General features: G+C 74.0%; 18 protein-coding genes. 3 read left to right on the plus strand and 15 right to left on the minus strand.

What is annotated here, in order from left to right; all coding sequences use genetic code 11:
* Window positions 1–61 precede the first annotated feature (61 nt).
* Window positions 62–259, plus strand: coding sequence for a DUF1918 domain-containing protein (locus tag ACFQ8C_RS05700; RefSeq protein WP_383452591.1), 198 nt, complete (start codon window positions 62–64; stop codon window positions 257–259).
* An 81-nt stretch (window positions 260–340) separates the two neighbouring features.
* Here the strand turns inward: ACFQ8C_RS05700 and ACFQ8C_RS05705 are convergent, their stop codons facing one another.
* Complete coding sequence (locus ACFQ8C_RS05705; protein ID WP_383452593.1) at window positions 341–1,597, minus strand: glycoside hydrolase family 10 protein; 1,257 nt, start codon at window positions 1,595–1,597, stop codon at window positions 341–343.
* A gap of 198 nt (window positions 1,598–1,795) precedes the next feature.
* On the opposite strand from ACFQ8C_RS05705, the gene ACFQ8C_RS05710 reads away from it, so the two are divergent.
* The gene (locus ACFQ8C_RS05710; protein ID WP_383452595.1) at window positions 1,796–2,656 is read left to right on the plus strand and encodes a 3-hydroxybutyryl-CoA dehydrogenase; all 861 of its coding nucleotides are present in this window, start codon (window positions 1,796–1,798) and stop codon (window positions 2,654–2,656) included.
* Between the two features lie 90 nt (window positions 2,657–2,746).
* Here the strand turns inward: ACFQ8C_RS05710 and ACFQ8C_RS05715 are convergent, their stop codons facing one another.
* The 11 genes from ACFQ8C_RS05715 to infC all read right to left on the minus strand — a co-directional run bounded on the left by ACFQ8C_RS05715 (window position 2,747) and on the right by infC (window position 15,481).
* Entirely contained in the window at window positions 2,747–3,277 is a 531-nt protein-coding gene (locus ACFQ8C_RS05715; RefSeq protein ID WP_383452597.1) for an NUDIX hydrolase, read from the minus strand.
* 62 nt (window positions 3,278–3,339) lie between these two features.
* A complete protein-coding gene (locus tag ACFQ8C_RS05720) occupies window positions 3,340–4,680 on the minus strand; it encodes a transcriptional regulator (protein ID WP_383452599.1) in 1,341 nt (446 codons plus the stop codon).
* A 283-nt stretch (window positions 4,681–4,963) separates the two neighbouring features.
* Complete coding sequence (locus ACFQ8C_RS05725) at window positions 4,964–6,049, minus strand: PP2C family protein-serine/threonine phosphatase (RefSeq protein ID WP_383452601.1); 1,086 nt, start codon at window positions 6,047–6,049, stop codon at window positions 4,964–4,966.
* 228 nt (window positions 6,050–6,277) lie between these two features.
* Entirely contained in the window at window positions 6,278–7,408 is a 1,131-nt protein-coding gene (locus ACFQ8C_RS05730; RefSeq protein WP_383452603.1) for a flavin-containing monooxygenase, read from the minus strand.
* A 471-nt stretch (window positions 7,409–7,879) separates the two neighbouring features.
* Window positions 7,880–10,408, minus strand: coding sequence for a phenylalanine--tRNA ligase subunit beta (gene pheT, locus ACFQ8C_RS05735; protein ID WP_383452605.1), 2,529 nt, complete (start codon window positions 10,406–10,408; stop codon window positions 7,880–7,882).
* On the minus strand, window positions 10,408–11,535 hold the full coding sequence (gene pheS / locus ACFQ8C_RS05740; RefSeq protein WP_383452607.1) for a phenylalanine--tRNA ligase subunit alpha: 1,128 nt from the start codon (window positions 11,533–11,535) through the stop codon (window positions 10,408–10,410). Before pheS ends, pheT begins: the two co-directional genes overlap by 1 nt.
* Window positions 11,536–11,701: 166 nt before the next feature.
* Window positions 11,702–12,841, minus strand: coding sequence for an ATP-binding protein (locus ACFQ8C_RS05745; protein ID WP_383452609.1), 1,140 nt, complete (start codon window positions 12,839–12,841; stop codon window positions 11,702–11,704).
* Window positions 12,842–12,996: 155 nt separating this feature from the next.
* Window positions 12,997–13,836 carry a TrmH family RNA methyltransferase gene (locus ACFQ8C_RS05750; protein ID WP_383452611.1) on the minus strand — a complete coding sequence of 280 codons (840 nt, stop codon included), beginning with the start codon at window positions 13,834–13,836 and terminating at the stop codon, window positions 12,997–12,999.
* A 132-nt stretch (window positions 13,837–13,968) separates the two neighbouring features.
* Window positions 13,969–14,355 carry a 50S ribosomal protein L20 gene (gene rplT / locus ACFQ8C_RS05755; protein ID WP_043227974.1) on the minus strand — a complete coding sequence of 129 codons (387 nt, stop codon included), beginning with the start codon at window positions 14,353–14,355 and terminating at the stop codon, window positions 13,969–13,971.
* Between the two features lie 106 nt (window positions 14,356–14,461).
* The gene (gene rpmI / locus ACFQ8C_RS05760; RefSeq protein ID WP_015032399.1) at window positions 14,462–14,656 is read right to left on the minus strand and encodes a 50S ribosomal protein L35; all 195 of its coding nucleotides are present in this window, start codon (window positions 14,654–14,656) and stop codon (window positions 14,462–14,464) included.
* Window positions 14,657–14,779: 123 nt separating this feature from the next.
* The gene (infC, locus tag ACFQ8C_RS05765; RefSeq protein ID WP_383452612.1) at window positions 14,780–15,481 is read right to left on the minus strand and encodes a translation initiation factor IF-3; all 702 of its coding nucleotides are present in this window, start codon (window positions 15,479–15,481) and stop codon (window positions 14,780–14,782) included.
* A 306-nt stretch (window positions 15,482–15,787) separates the two neighbouring features.
* On the opposite strand from infC, the gene ACFQ8C_RS05770 reads away from it, so the two are divergent.
* On the plus strand, window positions 15,788–16,177 hold the full coding sequence (locus ACFQ8C_RS05770) for a DUF1844 domain-containing protein (protein ID WP_383452613.1): 390 nt from the start codon (window positions 15,788–15,790) through the stop codon (window positions 16,175–16,177).
* A gap of 10 nt (window positions 16,178–16,187) precedes the next feature.
* Here ACFQ8C_RS05770 and ACFQ8C_RS05775 read toward each other — a convergent pair whose 3' ends face one another.
* The 3 genes from ACFQ8C_RS05775 to ACFQ8C_RS05785 form a co-directional block, all read right to left on the minus strand.
* Entirely contained in the window at window positions 16,188–16,922 is a 735-nt protein-coding gene (locus ACFQ8C_RS05775; protein ID WP_383452615.1) for an SseB family protein, read from the minus strand.
* A gap of 46 nt (window positions 16,923–16,968) precedes the next feature.
* Window positions 16,969–18,156, minus strand: a complete 1,188-nt coding sequence (mycP, locus tag ACFQ8C_RS05780) for a type VII secretion-associated serine protease mycosin (protein ID WP_383452617.1) — start codon at window positions 18,154–18,156, stop codon at window positions 16,969–16,971.
* Window positions 18,153–19,140 (minus strand): hypothetical protein (locus ACFQ8C_RS05785; RefSeq protein ID WP_383452619.1); only part of this gene is annotated, 988 nt, incomplete at its 5' end. The genes ACFQ8C_RS05785 and mycP, both read right to left, overlap by 4 nt.

A 19,140-nucleotide genomic window follows, 5' to 3' on the forward strand; every position in this document is an offset into this window, starting at 1 on the left:
GCCACCGTGACCTGGGTCACAATGGCAGACAGAGGCCCTACGCGCGCGAGGAGGTCACCCGATGCAGGCGAGTGTGGGCGACAAGCTGCTGGTGCACGGCCGGACCGTAGGTCAGCACGACCGCACGGCCCAGGTCCTTCAGGTGCTGGGGGAGAACGGCACTCCCCCGTACAAGGTCAAGTTCGACGACGACGGTCACGAGGCCCTCATGTCGCCCGGCCCCGACACGGTCGTCCGTCACCACGGAGAAAAGCACTAGGGAGAGCGGCGCCGGGAGGACCGGCGCCCGCGCGACCGGCACCGGGAGGACCGGCGCCCGGGGGCCCGGAGCCCGCGGGCGTCACGCCGGGTCCCCGGATCCCGGTGCGCGGGTCCTGGCCGGATAGTGGTCGGCCACGACGGCGGCGAGGGCGCCGGCGCGGTCCTCCGTCACCTCCTTGGCGGCGAAGAAGACGTGCCCTCCGACCGCCGGCCGCCCGGCGGCCAGCGCGAGGTGCCGTGACAGCTCCTTCGGGTCCTGCCACGCCTCGGGCTGGCCCGGGTCGCCCGCCTTGTACAGCGCCTCGCCGATGTACAGCCCGACGCCCGTCCCCTTCACCACCGCGTTCCACCAGTCGAGGAGCGTGGTGTAGTCGGTGGCGGAGTGGCCGATGTGCCAGTACAGCTGCGGCACCACATGGTCGATCCACCCCTCCCGGATCCACTTGCGGGTGTCCGCGTACAGGTCGTCGTAGGTCGCCACGCCGCCGCGGGTGTCGGAGCCCGAGGGGTCGTCGGCGATGTTCCGCCACACCCCGAAGGGGCTGACGCCGAACCCGACGCCCGGCTTGAGTTCCCCGAGGCGGGCGGACATCTCCGAGACCAGCAGGTCGGTGTTGTGCCGCCGCCAGTCCGCGCGGTCGGGGAAGCCCTTGCCGTGGCGGGCGTACGTACCGTCGTCCGCGAAGCTCTCCCCCGCCACCGGGTACGGGTAGAAGTAGTCGTCCCAGTGGACGGCGTCGAGGTCGTAGCGGCGCACCGCGTCGAGCATGGCGTCCTGGACGAAGCGCCGGACCTCGGGCAGCCCGGGGTCGTAGTAGAGCTTCCCGCCGTAGGCCACGGTCCATCCGGGGTGGAGGCGGGCCGGGTGGGAGGCCACGAGCCGGGTGGGGTCCGTGTGGTTCGCCACTCGGTACGGGTTGAACCAGGCGTGCAGTTCCAGGCCCCGCGCGTGGGCCGCGGCGACCGCCGTGCCCAGCGGGTCCCAGCCGGGGTCACGGCCCTGCGTGCCGGTGAGGCACGCCGCCCACGGCTCGTACGGCGAGGGCCACAGGGCGTCGGCGGTGGGCCGCACCTGGAGGACGACCGCGTTGAGCCGCCGCTCCACCGCCCGGTCCAGGTGGGCCAGGAGCTCGGCCTTCTGCGCGCCCGCGGAGAGGCCGGCGCGGGACGGCCAGTCGCGGTTGGCGACGGTCGCCACCCACATGCCCCGGAAGCGGAAGGCGTTCTTCGGCGCCGCCCGTCCCGGTCCTCCGCCACGCTCCGCGTCACGCTCCCCGGCGGCGCCCGGGACACCGCCCGCCACGACGGCGCATGCCGCTCCCGTGGCGGTCGTCACGAACCCTCTTCTCCCGATAGGCCGCACTTGTACCCCTCCGTTGTCGGACACGTCACACCCCCACGGACAGCATGCCCGCCTCCGACCGATCGATCATCGCGCGAATCGGAGTAACGTCATGGGGTCGAGGCGTGCGCACCGGAATCACACGGGGGCCCGCCGCCAGAGAAGAGCGAAAGGCACGAGGTGACGGACTCCATGGCCGACATTGAGCGCGTCGGAGTGGTGGGCTGCGGCCAGATGGGCGCGGGCATCGCAGAGGTGTGTGCCCGGAGCGGTCTCCAGGTGAAGGTCGCCGAAACCACCGGCGAGGCGCTGGAGATCGGCCGTACCCGGCTGCTGAACTCGCTGACCAAGGCCGCCGAACGCGGCAAGATCAGCGAGGAGGAGCGGGACACGGCCCTGGCCAACCTGAGCTTCACGACCGACCTGGGCGAGTTCGCCGACCGCGACCTCGTCATCGAGGCGGTCGTGGAGAACGAGCAGGTCAAGACCGAGATCTTCCAGGTGCTCGACCAGGTCCTGACCCGGTCCGACGCCATCCTGGCCTCGAACACCTCCTCCATCCCGCTGGTGAAGCTGGCCGTGGCGACCTCCCGCCCGGACAACGTCATCGGCATCCACTTCTTCAACCCGGCCCCGGTGCAGAAGCTCGTCGAGCTGATCCCCGCCCTCACCACCTCCGAGGGCACGATCAGCCGGGCGCAGGCCTTCGCCGAGAAGCTGCTCGGCAAGCACGCGATCCGCGCCCAGGACCGCTCGGGCTTCGTCGTGAACGCCCTGCTCGTGCCCTACCTGCTCTCCGCGATCCGGATGTTCGAGTCCGGCATCGCGAGCCGCGAGGACATCGACAACGGCATGGAGTACGGCTGCGCCCACCCGATGGGCCCGCTGAAGCTCTCCGACCTCATCGGCCTCGACACGATCGCCTCGATCGCCGACTCGATGTACTCCGAGTTCAAGGAGCCGCTGTACGCCGCTCCCCCGCTCCTCCAGCGGATGGTCGACGCGGGCCGGCTGGGCCGCAAGACGGGCTCCGGCTTCTACGTCTACCCCTGACGCCCCGGCGTCCCCACGGTTGTCGCTCTCCGCGGCAGGAACGGCTCGTACCCCCGCACAGGTACGGGCCGTTCCGTCTTCACCGCGCCGTCAGCCGAGCCGCAGGTGGTGCAGCATCAGCAGGCCGGCCGCCATGTTCGCCGCCGGGACCTCGCCGCGGGCGATCAGCTCCGGGACCTCCTTCAGCGGCACCCACGCGCGCCGCGAGGACTCGAAGCCGTCGGCCGGCGGGCCGGTCCAGGCGGCCCGGTCCGTCCAGTAGAGGTGGTGCCGGGCGTCGCTGAGCCCGTTGGAGGGCTCGACGGTGAGGAGGTGGCGCAGCGGCCCGGGCCGCCAGCCGGTCTCCTCCTCCATCTCGCGGGCGGCGGCGGCCTCGGGGGTCTCGCCGTCCTCGACGACGCCGGCGGCCAGCTCCCAGCCCCAGCTGTCGGTGATGAAGCGGTGGCGCCAGAGCATCAGGACCTCGTCGGCGTCGTTGACGACGGTCGCGACGGCGACGGGGCGGAGCCGGATCAGATAGTGGTCGAGGTGGCGGCCGTCCGGAAGTTCGACGTCCGCGAGGTTCACCCGGAACCAACGGTTTTCATAGACGGAGCGCTCACTTACTTTCGTCCACTGCACGTTCTTGCCACCTTCCGACTGGTAGGTGCGTGTTCGGTGGCAATATCGCAGCAGCTGAACGGTCAGAGCGGAACGCGCAACGCCCCGTCGATCAGCGCCGCCGCCTCCCGGGCGTCCCCCGCGTCACTGGCCAGCAGGTGCTCCCGGGCCTGGAGCAGCCGGTCCCGCAGCCGGCGCGACTCCATCCCGCGCGCCCGCTCGGTCATCTCGACCGCCGTGCGCGCCGCCGAGTCCGCCTCGCCCTGGCGCAGTTCGACCTGGCAGAGCAGCGCGAGCCGGTGCACCCGGCCCCGGTCGTGCGAGGGCGTCCCGGCCGCCCGCGCCGCGTGCTCGTACGCGCCCGCGAGATCACCCAGACTGAGGAGGGCCTCCGCGACCTGCACGTTGACGAGCCCGGGCTGGACGTACCCGGTCTCGGCCGGCTCCGCCGCCGGCGCGATCCGCTCCGCCGTCCGCTCGGCCCGCACGATGCAGCCGAGCGCCGCCACCCCGTCCCCGAGCCGGGCGTACGCCTTCGCCTGCATCGCCGTCAGATCGGCCGCGAGCGCCGGGGTGATGCTCCCGTCCGCCGCCCGCAGCGCCGCCTCCGCGAAGGCCACCGCCTGCCGGAACTCCCCCAGGAGCAGCGACTGGTTGACCATCAGCGCCACCACGTAGGCACCGAAGGCCCGGTCCCCGCTGGCCTTGGCGAGCCGCAGCGCCTGGTGGAAGTAGCGCTGCGCCAGACCGTGGGCGTCGGCGTCGTAGGCGCAGATCCCGGCCACCGCCACCAGGCCGCCGGTGGCCCGGTGCAGGGAGCGGCCCAGCGCGTCGCTGTACGAGCCGCGCAGCCGGGGTGTCGCCTCGGTGGTGAGGAAGCCGATGATCCGGGCGCGGGTCGCGATGCCGCCGGCCTTGCGGTACATCTGCTCGTAGTGGGCGCGGGCGGCGCTGAGCAGGGCGATGTCGGCGGGCTCCACCCGGGTGAGGCCGGTCCGGGAGACGTCGGTGTCCTCCGGCGGGTTCTCCCACTCCCACACCGGCATCACCGCGGGCGTGCCGGTCACCGCCGGCGCGCTCGCGAGGTACGGGCGCTGCTGCTCGTCCGAACGCCACAGCGCGGTGGCCCGGTCGACGAAGCCGTTGAGCGGGGTGCCGGGCGCGGGCGGCCCGCCGCCGGGCACGCCGAGGCCGATGTCGTCGAGGGTGACGGACCGGCGCAGCCGGGCCGCGAGCACCTCGCAGATCAGGTCGGGCACCTGGCCGCGCGGCCGCTGGCCCTTCAACCACCGCGCCACGGCGGTGTGTTCGTAACGCAGGGCGAGTCCCCTGGCCCGTCCGGCCCGGTTCACACGGTCGGCGAGCCCGGCGTGGGAGACGCCCGCCTCGTCCAGGAGGGCGTCCAGCAGGGTGTTGGGCTGCATGGCCCCTCCGGTCGCTCGGTGAACTCAGCCTAGCGGTGGCCGAATTCGCCCGGTGCGATTTCGCACGGGGTGTGAATGAAGTACCCGTTCTTCCGGTCCGCGCGCGCTGCCGCCACCCGAGCCGTACCGCTTGACTGGGCTCCTCGCCGAGAAGGCGAGGAACGACCGGGCCGCCGGCTCCCCCCTCGTACAGTGCGGCCGCCCGGTCCGCGCCGCCCGCCCCGCTGATCTGCCCGACACTCCGTGGCGGGGCGGGCGGCGCCCGTATCCCCGGTCCCTCCGCTCAGCAGTGGGTGGAGGGAGCGGGCCGGGGACGGCGCAGCCCGGGTTCGGCGGGCTGCGCCGGCACGCGGACGCGGTCGTTGCGGACGACGAGCAGGGCCACGTCGTCGCCGAGCCGACCGCCGGTGTGCCGCAGCAGCGCCTCGTGCACCTGCCGGACGACGCCCTCGGGCGGCCGGCCGGCACTGCGGGCGAGCACCGCCTCCAGGCCGAAGAACCGCCCCCGGTGGTCGCGGGCCTCCTCCGCCCCGTCGGTGTGCAGCACCAGCGTCTCGCCGGGCAGCAGCCGGGCACCGGTGTACGGGACGAGCACGGCCGGCAGCGGCAGCACGCCCAGCGGCGGCAGCGGCTCCCCCACCGGCAGCCGGCCCGGCCGGGGCCCCAGCCGGTACGGGGCGGGGTGGCCGCAGTCGAGGACCGCGATCCGCCCGTCGGCGCGGACCTCCAGGAGCAGCAGCGTCACGAACTCCTCGGCCACCGGATGCTCGGGCGCGCCTCCGCCGCCCGCCGGATGCTCGTCGCGCGCCCGCTCCCGCAGGTGCCGTTGCAGCGCCCGCTCCAGCCTCCGCAGCACCCCGCCGAGCTCGACCTCGTCGTACGCGGCCTCCCGGAAGCTCCCCAGCACCGCGACGACCGCGCCCAGCGCGGCGAGACCATGGCCCCGTACGTCCCCGATCACGATCCGCACCCCGTACGGCGTCGCCACCGCCTCGTACAGGTCACCGCCCACCGAGGCGCCACGGGTGGCCGACAGCTGCCCGGCGGCCAGGGCGAGCCCGTCGAGCCGCGCGGGCGGCGGGCGCAGCAGGACCTGCTGGGTCGCCTCCGCCACCGCCCGCACCCGCGCCAGCTCGCGCCGCAGCTGCCGCCGCACCCCGAGGACCAGCCCCGTGCCGACGGTCAGGAAGACGATGCTGGTCGCGATCCGCATCGGCAGCCCCGGCTGCCGGGCCAGCGGACATCCGAACTTCCACGCCACCGCCACCACGCCCCAGCCGACGGGGAGCGCGAGCGGGGCCGACCGGCGGAGCCGGGCCCGGCCGACGGCGCTCGAACGGAGGCGGTCACCACGGCTGGTACGGATCATGTACGGCCCTTCCCGAGCCCCGACAGCGCCCGAAGGCCCTGCGGCACACAGGCCCGCCCCTGTGGCCGCGTCGATTCTGCCGACCGTGCGGACCACGGGGGAACACCCCCCGGCGATCTCACCCGAAGGAGTGAGCGCCACCGGCGCGCCGCCCCGCGCCAGACCCGCGCCACCCGCACAGACGCGGCAGGTCCGCACGGGTGCGCAGGCGTCGGGCGGGAGCGGCCGTCAGGCGTGCGCCGCCTCGCGCCGCTCCGCGGCGGCCCCGGAGCCGAGGTGCCCCACCAGATGCTTCACGACGTACTCGGCGTCCCGGCCGGCGCCGCCGATGAGCATCGAGGCGAACGCGTACTGGAAGGCCAGGCCCGCGAAGTACAGCCCCGGCGCGGTGGCGACCACTCCGCGGTGCTCCAGCGGCCAGCCGTCCTCGCCGGTGACGGGCAGGTCGATCCAGGAGAAGTCCTGGCGGAAGCCGGTGCACCAGACGACGTTGGCGACGTCGAGGACCCGGCCGCCGTCGAGCACCGGCAGCCCGTCGCGCACGCCGACGGTCCGCTCCGGGACGAGCTCGACCCCGGCGGCGGCGAGATCGGCCTTCTTGACCCGGATCAGCGGGCCGCCGTGCTCCCTGATCTCGGGGCGCAGCCTGCGGCCGATCGGCGTGCGCAGGTTCAGCACGTGCCGGGCCAGGAACCACAGCACCGGGAAGATCGCGTGCGCCGGCCGGCCGTGGATGTCGAAGGGCACCTCGCCGTGGACGGTCCCGCTCAGCACGGCCGGGTGGCCGGCCTTCCCGGCCTCGTAGGCGATGTCCCCGCCGGAGTGCGAGGCGCCGACCACGAGCACCCCGCCGGGCCGCAGCTGCCCGGGGTTCTTGTAGGCGCTGGAGTGCAGCTGCGCGACGCGCGGGTCGAGCCCGGCGGCGAAGGCGGGGACGTGCGGAGTGCGGCCGAAGGTGCCGGTGGCGACGACGACGTGGTCGCAGAGATAGGTCCTGCTGCCGGTCTCGACGGCGTATCCGCCGCCCCCGCGGGCCACCCGGGCGACGCGCTCGCCGGTGCGGACGGGCAGGGCGAAGGTCTCGGCGTACGTCTCCAGGAAGTCGGCCATCTCGTCCCTGGTGGGGAAGGACATCGGCGGCGCCGGGAAGCGCATCCCGGGCAGGGAGGCGAGCTTGGCCGGGCTGTACAGCCGCAGCGAGTCCCAGTGGCAGCGCCAGTTGTCGCCGACGCGGGCGCCGCCGTCGAGGACGACGAACGGCCGACGGCGGCGGGCGAGGTGGTACCCGGTGGAGAGACCGGCCTGACCTGCGCCGATGACGACGGTCTCGATGCGTTCCATCCTGTCGGTGGGGTTCATCGTGGGCCTCCTCGTGCGTTCCTGGGTCCGGCACCGGAGATCAGGGTGGCGGGGCCGCTCCGAAAGGACGCCCCCCTCACGCGATGCGGCGGCGACGGGTCGTTCCGCCCCTCTCCGGCCGGCCGGACCGTGCTCGGAGGCGTACGCGGTGGCCGCCGGGCCGGAGGAGAGGCGCGAGCCGCCCGGAGACGTCCCTCGGGTGACGGGCCGCGGTCGTCCCGCCGGGCGGCGGCTCGGCGGGGGCCGCGTGAGGACCCTTCCGGGTCGGCGTCCGGGAGCGCGGCGCGGAAGCCCGACCACGCCCGACGAGCGAAGGCGTCCCGGGCCCGTTCCTGTTCCACGGCCACGTCCATGACGGCTCCCACCACCATTGCACCGCACGGCCGCGGACTTGTCAGGCGGGGCGGGAACGCCGGAGGGCCGCCCCGGGAAGCTGGTCCCGGGGCGGCCCTCCGACGGTGTCCCGCGCGCTTACGCGCCGCGCAGGACGGCGCCCGTGTGCTCGGCGGCCAGGGCGACCGCGGCGTCGCGGGCGGCGGTGGCCTCCTCGACGGTGAGCGTGCGGTCCGCGGCGCGGAACCTCAGCGCGTACGCCAGGGACTTCTTGCCCTCGCCGACCTGGTCGCCGGTGTAGACGTCGAACAGCCGGATGGACTCCAGGAGTTCGCCCGCCCCGCCGGCCAGGTAGTACTCGACCGCGGCGGACGGCACGTCCTGGTCGACGACCAGGGCGACGTCCTGGGTGGCGACCGGGAAGGCGGCGATGCGCGGGGCCTTGACCGGTCCCTCGCTCGCCTTCTCCAGGACGTCCAGGTCCAGCTCCATCGCGCAGGTGCGGGCCGGCAGGCCCAGCGCCTTGACGACGCGCGGGTGGAGCTCGCCGCCGTGACCGGCGAGGGTCTTGACCCCGTCGATCACCACGTGGAAGGCGGCGCAGCGGCCCGGGTGCCACGGGGCGTGCCGGTCGGCGTCGATCAGCAGCTCCGCGCCGGCCTCGGCGGCGATGGTGCGGGCCGCCTCGATCGCGTCGGCCCAGTCGGCCGGGCGGCCCTTGCCCCACCAGCCGGACTGCTCGCGGGCGCCGGCGAGGACGACGGCGGCGCGGCGCGGCTGCGCGGGCAGCGCGGCGTTGACGCCGGCGATCTCCTCGGCGGTGGGACGGCGGTCCACCGGGAGGCGGACCGCGACCTTCGGCTCGCCCTCGGGGCGGAAGACCAGACCGGTCTCGAAGAGGGCCAGGTCGTGGCTGCCGCGACTGTCGTTCCGGCGCAGCGCCCCGAGCAGGCCGGGGAGCAGCGTGGTGCGGAGCGCGGGCTCCTCGTCGGAGAGCGGGTTGACGAGGGTGACGACCCTGCGGCGGGCGTCGTCCGCGTCGAAGCCGAGCTGGTCGAGGACCTGCTGCCCCATGAAGGGGTAGTTCAGCGCCTCGACGTAGCCGGCGCCGGCGAGCGCGCGGCCGACCCGGCGGTGGACGCGCTGGCGCTCGGTGAGGCCGCGGCCGGCCGGGGGCTTCGGCAGCGTGGAGGGCAGGTTCTCGTAGCCCTCCAGCCGGATGACCTCCTCGGCGAGGTCGTTCGGCTCGCCCAGGTCGGGGCGCCACGAGGGCACGGTGACGACGAGCTCGTCCTGGCCGTAGACGTCGCAGCCGACCTCCTGGAGGCGGCGGACGACGGTCTCGCGGCCGTAGTCCACACCCGCGACCTTGTCGGGGTGGTTCGCCGGCATGGTGATCGTGCGCGGCGCGGACGGGGCGGCGATCTCGGTGACGCCGGCCTCGGCGGTGCCGCCCGCGAGGAGCACGAGCAGGTCGACGCAGCGCTGGGCCGCGGCGGCCGCGGCCTGCGGGTCGACGCCTCGCTCGAAGCGCTTGGACGCCTCGGAGGAGAGCTTGTGGCGGCGGGCCGTGCGGGCGATCGAGATGGCGTCGAAGTGCGCGGCCTCGATGACGACCTCGCTGGAGCCGGTGACGGCGCCGGTCTCGGCGTCGGTGACCGGGTCGGCGATCTCGGTGTCGGCACCGCCCATGACGCCCGCGATGCCGATGGGGCCGCGGTTGTCGGTGATGACCAGGTCGGCGGCGTCGAGGACGCGGACCGTGCCGTCGAGGGTGGTGATCTTCTCGCCGGCCTCGGCGCGGCGGACCCCGATGGGGCCGTCGATCCGGGTGCGGTCGTAGGCGTGCAGCGGCTGACCCAGCTCCAGCATCACGTAGTTGGTGATGTCGACGGCGAGCGAGATCGGGCGCATGCCCGCCTTCTGGAGGCGGCGCTGGAGCCAGATCGGCGACCGGGCCTCGGGGGCGAGGCCGACGACCGTGCGCGCGGTGAAGCGGTCGCAGCCGACCGGATCGGCGATCTGGACCGGGTAGCCGTACGAGTTCGGCGCGGGCACGTCGAGGAGCGCCGGGTCGCGCAGCGGCAGCCCGTACGCGATGGCGGCCTCGCGGGCGACACCGCGCATCGAGAGGCAGTAGCCGCGGTCCGGGGTGACGGCGATGTCGAGGACCTCGTCGTACAGCTCCAGGAGGACGGTGGCGTCGATGCCGACCTCGTGCTCCGGGGGCAGGATGATGATCCCGTGGTTCGGGTCCTCGCCCATGCCCAGCTCCTCGCTGGAGCAGATCATGCCGCGCGAGACCCTGCCGTACGTCTTGCGCTCGGCGATCCGGAAGTCACCGGGCAGCACGGCGCCGGGCAGGGCCACGACGACCTTGTCGCCGACGGCGAAGTTGCGGGCGCCGCAGATGATCTCCTGGGGCTCGCCGGTGCCGTTGGCCTGGCCGACGTCGACGGTGCAGAAGCGGATGGGCTTCTTGAACTCCGTCAGCTCCTCGATGGTGAGGACCCTGCCGACCGCCAGCGGGCCGGTGAGGCCGGCGCCGAGCCGCTCGACGGTCTCGACCTCGAGGCCGGCGGTGATGAGCTTGGCCTGGACGTCGCGGCCGGTCTCCGTCGCCGGCAGGTCGACGTACTCCCGCAGCCAAGAAAGCGGGACCCGCATCAGATCTCCATCCCGAACGGCCGGGTGAACCGGACGTCACCCTCGACCATGTCTCGCATGTCTTCCACGTTGTGCCGGAACATCAGCATCCGCTCGATGCCGAAGCCGAAGGCGAAGCCGCTGTACTTCTCCGGGTCCACGCCGCAGGCGACGAGCACCTTCGGGTTGACCATGCCGCAGCCGCCGAGCTCGATCCAGCCCTCGCTGCCGCAGGTGCGGCAGGGTCGGTCCGGGTCGCCGACGGACTCGCCGCGGCAGACGTAGCAGAGCATGTCCATCTCGGCGGACGGCTCGGTGAACGGGAAGAAGTTCGGGCGGAGCCGGGTCTTCATGTCCGCGCCGAAGAGCGCCTGGACCATGTGGTCGAGGGTGCCCTTGAGGTCGGCCATGGTGAGGCCCTCGTCGACGGCGAGCAGCTCGATCTGGTGGAAGACCGGGGTGTGCGTGGCGTCGAGCTCGTCGGTGCGGTAGACGCGGCCGGGGCACACCACGTAGACCGGGGGCTCCCGGTCGATGAGGGTGCGGGCCTGGACCGGCGAGGTGTGGGTGCGCAGCACGACACCGGACTCGTCGCCCGTGGTGCCCTCCGGCCCCTGGACGAAGAAGGTGTCCTGCATCTGGCGCGCCGGGTGGTCCGGCACGAAGTTCAGGGCGTCGAAGTTGAACCACTCGGCCTCGACCTCGGGTCCCTCGGCGACCTCGTAGCCCATGGAGACGAAGACGTCGGCGACGCGCTCCATCAGCGTGGTCAGCGGGTGGCGGGCGCCGGCCGGGACGCGGTCGTACGGCAGGGTGACGTCGACGGCCTCCTCGACGAGGACGCGGGTGTCGCGCTCGTCCTCCAGCTCGGCCTGGCGGGCGGCGAGCGCCTTGGAGACGACGCCCCGGGCCTGGCCGACGAGCTTGCCGGCCGCGGCCTTGGCCTGCGGGGGCAGCGCGCCGATCTCCCGGTTGGCGAGGGCGAGCGGCGAGGTGCCGCCGGTGTGCGCCGTCTTGGCGTGCGCGAGCTCGTCGAGGTCGCCGGCGGCGGCGAAGGCGGCGAGCGCCTCGTCCCGCATGCGCTCGATCTCTTCCGGTTTCAAGGCTTCGACCTCGACCGGGTCGTACGACTTATTGGGTGCCGACATCTCTTCCCGTGCTTCCGTTGGGCGTGGCTGGGGCGACCCCGGTTCGACGACAGACGACAAGGGCGCAAACGTGCCAAAGGTCGAGTCTAACGGGGTGGGGACACGCGGATGAGCCCGTGGGGGCCCCGGTGGCTCTGGATCCCGTCGGGTCTCGGTGGGTGAGACGTCAGACGAGATGGGCCGGGGCGCCGACGGGCAGGATAAATCGGAACTCGGCGCCGCCGCGCGGGCCGCGTCCGACGGTGATGGTGCCGCCGTGGGCCTCGACGAGGCCCTTGACGATGTAGAGGCCGAGTCCGGTGCCGCCGCGCTTGCTGCCGCGCCAGAAGCGGGTGAAGACGCGGTTCATGGACTCCTCGGGGATGCCCGGGCCCTCGTCGCTCACGGTGACCTCCGTCCCCTCCTCGCCGGTGCCGTCGTCGCCCGCGGTGCGGGGCGCCACCTCGATGGTGACGGTTCCGGCGCCGTGGCGCACCGCGTTTTCCAGGAGGTTGCCGAGGATCTGGTCGATCTTGTCGGGGTCGGCCCAGAGCGCGGGCAGTCCGGGGCGGGTCCGGACGAAGAAGCGGCCGGGGGCCTGGCCGCCGGTGGTGTGCACCTGGACGTGCCGGCCGATGGCGGCGGCGATGTCGACGGGCTGGCGGCGCACCTCCAGGCGGCCGGAGTCGATCCGGGAGATGTCGAGGAGTTCGGCGATGAGTCGCTTGATGCGGCCGGCGTCGGCGTCGACGGTCTCCAGCATGAGCCGCTTCTGCTCGTCGGTGAACCGCTCCCACTTGCTGAGGAGGGTGGCGGTGAAGCCCTTCACGGAGGTGAGCGGGGAGCGCAGTTCGTGGGCGACGGTGGCGATGAGCTCGGCGTGGCTGCGCTCGGAGCGGCGGCGGGCCTCGGTGCCGCGCAGCGAGACGACGACGCGGCGGACGGGGCCCGTGGGGTGCTCGCGGACGTACCGGGCGGAGACGAGGACCTCGCGGCCGCCGGGGAGGAGCAGGTTCCGCTCGGGCTGTCCGCGCCGGGTGGCGAGGCCGCCGTACGGGTCGGTGAGGCTCCACCAGCGGTGCCCCTTGAGGTCCTCCAGGGGCAGGGCCTGGTCGAGGGGGAGGCCGATCGCCTCGGCGCCGGGGACGGCGGTGATGCGGCTGGCGGCGGCGTTGAAGCAGACCACCCGGCCCCGCTCGTCGGCGACGACCAGCCCGTCGGGCAGGTCGTCGGGGTCGATCCCGGACCAGGCCTCGGCCTCGGGCGCGCGCGTCCCCTCGCCGCCTCGCCGCGCGGTGCGCGCGGGACTGTCCGTACCGGCCGTCATCCCCGTCTCCCACCCCTCCGTGTACCGCAGTGGGCCCCGAGTGCGTCACTCTACTGGGCGAGGGTGACCGGCGGGAGCCGGAAGAGCACACGGGGTGGCCGAATCACAACGGTGGGATACGCCACGCGGTGGGGTCGGACGGCGCGGGGACGGGGTCAGACGGCGCGGCGCGGGCGCTGGGCGCGGGCGGAGGCGTACAGGCAGACCGCCGCGGCCGTGGCGAGATTGAGGCTCTCGGCCTTGCCGTGGATGGGGACGCGGACGACGGCGTCGGCGAGGGCGCGGGTCTCCTCGGGCAGCCCCCAGGCCTCGTTGCCGAAGATCCAGGCGGTGGGGCCGCCCATGGTGCCGGCGTCGAGCTCGTCGTCGAGGTCGTCCCGGCCCGCGCCGTCGGCGGCGAGGATGCGGACGCCCGCGCCCTTGAGACCGGCGACGGCCTGCTCCACGGGAACGCCGACGGCGACGGGGAGGTGGAAGAGGGAGCCGACGGAGGCGCGGACCGACTTCGGGTTGTACAGGTCGACGGAGGCGTCGGTGAGGATCACCGCGTCGGCGCCGGCGGCGTCGGCGCAGCGGAGCACGGTGCCGGCGTTCCCGGGGTCGCGGACGTGCGCGAGGACGGCGACCAGCTTGGGCTTCGCGGCGAGGATCGCGTCGAAGGGCGAGTCGAGGAAGCGGCAGACGCCGACGAGGCCCTGCGGGGTGACGGTCTGGGAGACCTCGGCGAGGACGGCGTCGGAGGCGTGGTGGACGCGGGCGCCGGCGGCGCGGGCGGCCTCGACGATGGGCGCGTACCGCTCGGCGGCCTCGACGGTGGTGAAGAGCTCGACGAGGGTGGGGGCGCCGTCCGGGCCCCGGTGCGCGACGGCCTCGCGGACGGCCTGCGGGCCCTCGGAGAGGAAGAGGCGGTCCTTGCCCCGGAAGTTGCGCTTGGCGAGCCGCCGGGCGGCGACGACGCGCGGGGAACGCGGGGAGATCAGCTCGGGGGTGGACATGTGCCTGGGGCTCTCTGTCTCGTCGGGGTCCCGTGGAGGGTTCCGTGGAAGGTTCCGTGGAGGGCGGTCAACGCACCGGACCCGCAGGCGCGTGGCCTGCGGGTCCGGGCGAAAGTACTGCGGCCTGGAAGATCAGGCGGCGGCCTTCGGGGCGTTGACGTCGGCCGGGAGGGCCTTCTGGGCGACCTCGACCAGCGCGGCGAACGCGTTGCTGTCGTTGACGGCCAGCTCGGCGAGGATCTTGCGGTCCACCTCGATGTTGGCGGCCTTCAGACCCTGGATGAGGCGGTTGTACGTCATGCCGTTCTGGCGGGCAGCGGCGTTGATGCGCTGGATCCACAGCTGACGGAAGTCGCCCTTGCGCTTCTTGCGGTCGTTGTAGTTGTAGACCAGCGAGTGGGTGACCTGCTCCTTGGCCTTGCGGTACAGGCGCGAACGCTGACCGCGGTAGCCGGAGGCCGCCTCGAGGATCGCCCGGCGCTTCTTGTGGGCGTTGACTGCCCGCTTGACGCGTGCCACTTCTTACTCCTTGTAGCGGGGCCGTGGTGTGTTCACACGACCCGGAAAACGGATGGGTCCCGGTCTTGGCCGGATGCCCTCGGGGTCCGAGGGCGGGAGATCAAGCTCAGATGCCCAGCATCTTCTTGATCTTGGCGGCGTCACCCGGGGCCATCTCGGCGTTGCCGGTGAGGCGACGCGTCAGCTTGGACGACTTGTGCTCGAGCAGGTGGCGCTTGCCGGCGCGCTCGCGCAGGATCTTGCCGGAGCCGGTGACCTTGAAGCGCTTCTTGGCACCGGAGTGCGTCTTGTTCTTCGGCATAGCGCCGTTATCTCCTCGTCAGTGGCGCTCCCCCCGGTGCGGGCACCGGACGACCGGGAGCGTCAATTCGTTGGGTGGTACCGGGCGGAACCCGGGGGCCGCCGCTGGGGCGGCCCCGTCGGATCACGCCTCGGCGTTCTCGGCCGACGTGTCGGCCGAAGCCTCCTCGACATCGGCCTCGGCGGCGGCCTCGGGCGCGAGGCCCTGGCGCTCCGCCTTGCGCGCGGCCTGAGCCTCACGCGCCTCGGCCATGGCCTCGGTCTTCTTCTTGTGCGGGCCCAGAACCATGATCATGTTCCGGCCGTCCTGCTTCGGGTTGGACTCGATGAAGCCAAGCTCCTGGACGTCCTCGGCGAGGCGCTGCAGGAGGCGGTAGCCGAGCTCGGGCCGGGACTGCTCACGACCACGGAACATGATCGTGATCTTGACCTTGTCGCCCTGCTTGAGGAACCGGACGACGTGACCCTTCTTGGTGTCGTAGTCGTGCGGGTCGATCTTCGGCCGGAGCTTCATCTCCTTGATGACCGTGTGCGCCTGGTTCTTGCGCGCCTCACGGGCCTTCATGGCCGACTCGTACTTGAACTTCCCGTAGTCCATGAGCTTGCACACGGGCGGACGGGCGTTCGCCGCGACCTCGACAAGATCGAGGTCGTACTCCTGTGCGAGCTCCAGGGCCTTGGCAAGGGGGACGATGCCCACCTGCTCGCCGCTGGGGCCGACAAGACGCACCTCGGGAACGCGAATCCGCTCGTTGATGCGGGGCTCGGCGCTGATGGATCCTCCTCGGTAGCACCACGCGACCGCCTTGGCGGACGGACACGTCACGTGTGAATCACTGCGACCAACCGAGCAGGAGCACAAAAAACGCCCCGGGACGGTACACAGGCGGGGCTCCAACGCAAACCGGAGCACCACCACGGTGAACCGCGGGGCGCACATCGGGCGGCTTCCATCGTCCGTACGGAACGATGGGCGCCACCTGACCGGTGACCCGCCACCCGTGAGGGCGGTCAGGTGGGAGATCGGAGCCTCCACTTGGGGGCCGGGCACACAGGTGTCCGGCCGGTCGTTACACAAGGTTAGCAGGACCCGGCGGTCGGCGCGAACCGCCCGCCCGATTATCGTGTGGGCATGAGCGAGACCCCCCAGAACGAGTCCACGACCGCCCCCGACCAGGCCGGCGACAACCCCGACTTCGAGGCCATGGCCCGTGACATCGCCGAGGTCCCGGCGGTCGAGGTGATCGTGACCGTCGCCGTCAACCTGATGAGCGCCGCCGCGGTCAAGCTCGGCCTCACCGAGGAGGGCGACGAGCACAAGGACCTCGACGAGGCGCGCAAGCTGATCCACGCGCTCGCCGGCCTCCTCGACGCGAGCACCACGGAGATCTCGTCCTTCCACGCCGCCCCGCTGCGCGACGGCCTGAAGTCCCTCCAGCTCGCCTTCCGCGAGGCGTCGATCGTCCCCGACGAGCCGGGCCAGGGCCCGGGCGAGAAGTACACCGGGCGGGTGTTCGGCTGACCCGCGGAGGTCAGTCCCTCACGTAGAAGGGCTCGCCCGGAGGGGTGGCCGTGACCGGCAGCAGTGCCAGGTCGAGGCCGCGCACCAGGCGGGCCCTCAGCGTTTCGTCGGCGGCCAGGGCGCGGGCCACCCGCTGGGCGGCCTCGGCGGGGGCGGCGGCCTCGGCGAGGACCAGGGCGAGGGTGCCGTCGGCGGTGCCGGGGCCGAGGTGGGCGCGGAGGACGGCGGGCTCGGCGACGAGCGCGGCGCGGACCGCGTCCCGGACCGCCGGGTCGTCCAGCGGGTCGGCGCTGGCGCGGCCCTCGGCGAGGGCCAGCAGCGCGGAGCCGCTCACCTGGTAGGGCACCGGGCCCGCCATGTCGAGGACCAGGGTGTCGGCCTTCTCGTGGACGAGGGCGGCGAGCGCCTGCCGGAGCGGGACGGCGACGGGCCGGGCCGCCGGGTCCCACAGCGCGAGCGAGGCGATCGAGGTGAAGGCGGGCAGTCCGCGCCGGTCGCCGGCGGTCAGCGTGGGCACCGCCATGTCGCTGGTCTTCTCCCGCTTCAGCCCCGTCTCCGGGTCGGTCTCCACCTCGCCGAGGACGGCGACGACGGGCACGAGGAGCCGGGCGCCGCGCAGCGCCTCCAGGACGGGGCCGTGGGCGGTTCTGTCCTCCGCCCAGGCCGCGAGGGCCGCGGCGAGCGCCGGGTCGGCGGTGCCGTCGTCGTCGGAGAAACCGGGGTCGGGGATGTTCTTGAGCTCCACGCCCCGAGCCTAACGGGCCGGGCCCGGGACTCCGGCCGCCGGGCGGTCAGCGGGTGCGGCCGGCCCGGTGGAGGACGACGGCGGTCAGCAGCAGGAGCGCGCCGAGGCCGCCGGCGAGGGGGGCGAGCAGACCCGGGGCACCGCTCTCCTCGGCTGCCGGGACGGGCCCGGGGCCGAAGTACTGGCCCCGGTAGCCGGTGGTCGCGCTCTTCGGGTCGCCGGCCTTCAGCGTGGCGCCGGCCTCGATGGCGGCGGCCGGGTCGACCGTGCCGTAGCCCTTGGCGTCGCTGCGGCCGCCCTCGGGCCGGTCCCGGGCGGTGTCGACGAGGAGCTTCTTGACCTGGGCGGGGGTCAGGTCGGGGTGGGCCGAGCGGACCAGGGCGACGGCGCCGGAGACGAAGGCGGCGGCGGCGCTGGTGCCCCAGCCCTCGTAGTAGCGGCGGTCGGGGTCGGCGATGACGATGTCGACGCCGGGCGCGCTGACCGTGGCGTACCAGCGGCGGGTGGAGAAGGAGGCGCGGCCGCCGTAGCGGTCGACGGCGGTGACGGCGATGACCCCGGGGTAGGCGGCGGGGTAGGAGATGTGGTCGCCCTTCTCGCCGCCGTTGCCGGCGGAGGCGACCACGGAGACGCCCTTGGCCAGCGCGTACTGGACGGCGGCGTCCTCGCCGGGGTCGGGGTGGGCGGACTCCGAGTCGTCGCCGAGGGAGAGGTTGATGACGTCGGCGCCCTGGTCGGCGGCCCAGCGGATCCCCTCGGCGAGGGCGGTGCCGCGGGTCTTGCGGGCCTTCTCGCGGGCCTTGTCCTTGCCTTCGAGGATGACCCGGACGGGCAGCACGCGGGCGCCGGGGGCGATGCCGAGGACGCCGCTGTCGTCGGCCCAGCCGTGGCCGTGTCCGGCGATGATGCCGGCCATCGCGGTGCCGTGCCGGGCCCAGTGCGGGTCGCCCTCGGCGGCGCCGAAGCCGATGAGGTCCTTGCCGGGCAGCACGGAGCCGGTGAGGTCGGGGTGGCGGGCGTCGACACCGGTGTCGAGGACGGCGACGGTCACGCCCTCGCCCTTGGTGGTGCGCCAGGCCTCCTCCGTACGGAGGGTGTCGAGGCCCCACTGGCGGTCGCGGATGGCGTCGGCGTGGGCGGGCGTGGCGGCGGGCAGCACGGAGAAGGCGGCGGCGAGCAGGACGGCGGCGGGGGCGGTGACCGCGGCGCGGACGCGGGTACGGGACGGGGTCACCGCTGTTCCTCTTCCTTCGCCGCGTTCAGGGCGGTGGTGCGGAGCTGCTTCTCCAGGCGTTCGGCGATGCCGAGGGCCTCGTGGCCGAGGCCGGACTGGGCGACGGCGTCGGCGCGGCCCTTCTTCATGGCCTGGTCGGCGGGGACCGCGCCGCCGACGGCGCGGCCGTCGGCGAAACCGGAGACCGCGGTGACGACGACGGGCAGGTCGGCGGGGGCGGTCACCCACCAGCCGGCCCGCTGGGCCTGGCCGAAGCCGGCGGCGACGGTGCCGGGTCCCGGCAGTGCGGGCGGCACGTCCTGACCGAGGCGGGCGGCGAGTCCGCGGCCGCCGAGGGCGCGCTGGGCGTCGACCTCGGCACGGGTGAAGACGAGACCGACGGTGAGGACGCTGCTGGCGGTGGCGTCGGTGTACGTGGCGCGCAGCACGCGCTCGCAGCCGAGCGGGCGCAGCGCGGTGAGCAGCCTGGGGGCGACGGAGGCGCCGGCGCAGGGCGCGTCGGGCGCGACGACGACCCGCGTCCAGGTACGGGCGGAGGGGCCGGGCCCGGCCTGGGGCGCGGTGAGCGTCCGCGGGAAGAGGGTGTCGACCGGCGCGTTGTGCCAGAGCTCCTTGGCGACGGCGTACCCGGCGGGTTCGGCGGGCTTCCCCCCGCCGCTCGCGGCGAGCCACACCCCGGCGAGCGCCCCGCCGATCAGCCCGACCCCGAGCACGACGCACCCCGCGACGGCCAGGGTCCTCCCCGGCCGCCGCTCCCGTATCGGCCGCAGTCGGGTCGTCGTCTCGACGGGCGTCTCCTCCACCCCGTACGCCGGCACCCGCACGGGCCGCAGCCGCGTGGTCGTCTCGACGGGGGTGGCGGCGGGCGGCACGGCGGCGCGGTGCGGCGCGCCCTCCGGACGCGGGCCGGTCACGGGCGTGGCCGGGCGGGGCGGGGGCAGGGGCGCGGAGCCCGCGGCGGCCGGGCGCGGCGGGGTCGCCGGG

Origin of the sequence: Streptomyces sp. NPDC056503, assembly GCF_042794995.1 — a bacterium.
In the GTDB taxonomy this organism is placed as follows: domain Bacteria; phylum Actinomycetota; class Actinomycetes; order Streptomycetales; family Streptomycetaceae; genus Streptomyces.

Bases quoted from the DNA above. Each gene is read 5' to 3' on its own strand.
- ACFQ8C_RS05700 (WP_383452591.1), top strand. From the start codon at position 62: ATGCAGGCGAGTGTGGGCGACAAGCTGCTGGTGCACGGCCGGACCGTA.
- ACFQ8C_RS05710 (WP_383452595.1), top strand. From the start codon at position 1,796: ATGGCCGACATTGAGCGCGTCGGAGTGGTGGGCTGCGGCCAGATGGGC.
- ACFQ8C_RS05720 (WP_383452599.1), bottom strand. From the start codon at position 4,680: ATGCAGCCCAACACCCTGCTGGACGCCCTCCTGGACGAGGCGGGCGTC.
- ACFQ8C_RS05725 (WP_383452601.1), bottom strand. From the start codon at position 6,049: ATGATCCGTACCAGCCGTGGTGACCGCCTCCGTTCGAGCGCCGTCGGC.
- ACFQ8C_RS05730 (WP_383452603.1), bottom strand. From the start codon at position 7,408: ATGAACCCCACCGACAGGATGGAACGCATCGAGACCGTCGTCATCGGC.
- pheT (WP_383452605.1), bottom strand. From the start codon at position 10,408: ATGCGGGTCCCGCTTTCTTGGCTGCGGGAGTACGTCGACCTGCCGGCG.
- pheS (WP_383452607.1), bottom strand. From the start codon at position 11,535: ATGTCGGCACCCAATAAGTCGTACGACCCGGTCGAGGTCGAAGCCTTG.
- ACFQ8C_RS05745 (WP_383452609.1), bottom strand. From the start codon at position 12,841: ATGACGGCCGGTACGGACAGTCCCGCGCGCACCGCGCGGCGAGGCGGC.
- ACFQ8C_RS05750 (WP_383452611.1), bottom strand. From the start codon at position 13,836: ATGTCCACCCCCGAGCTGATCTCCCCGCGTTCCCCGCGCGTCGTCGCC.
- rpmI (WP_015032399.1), bottom strand. From the start codon at position 14,656: ATGCCGAAGAACAAGACGCACTCCGGTGCCAAGAAGCGCTTCAAGGTC.
- ACFQ8C_RS05770 (WP_383452613.1), top strand. From the start codon at position 15,788: ATGAGCGAGACCCCCCAGAACGAGTCCACGACCGCCCCCGACCAGGCC.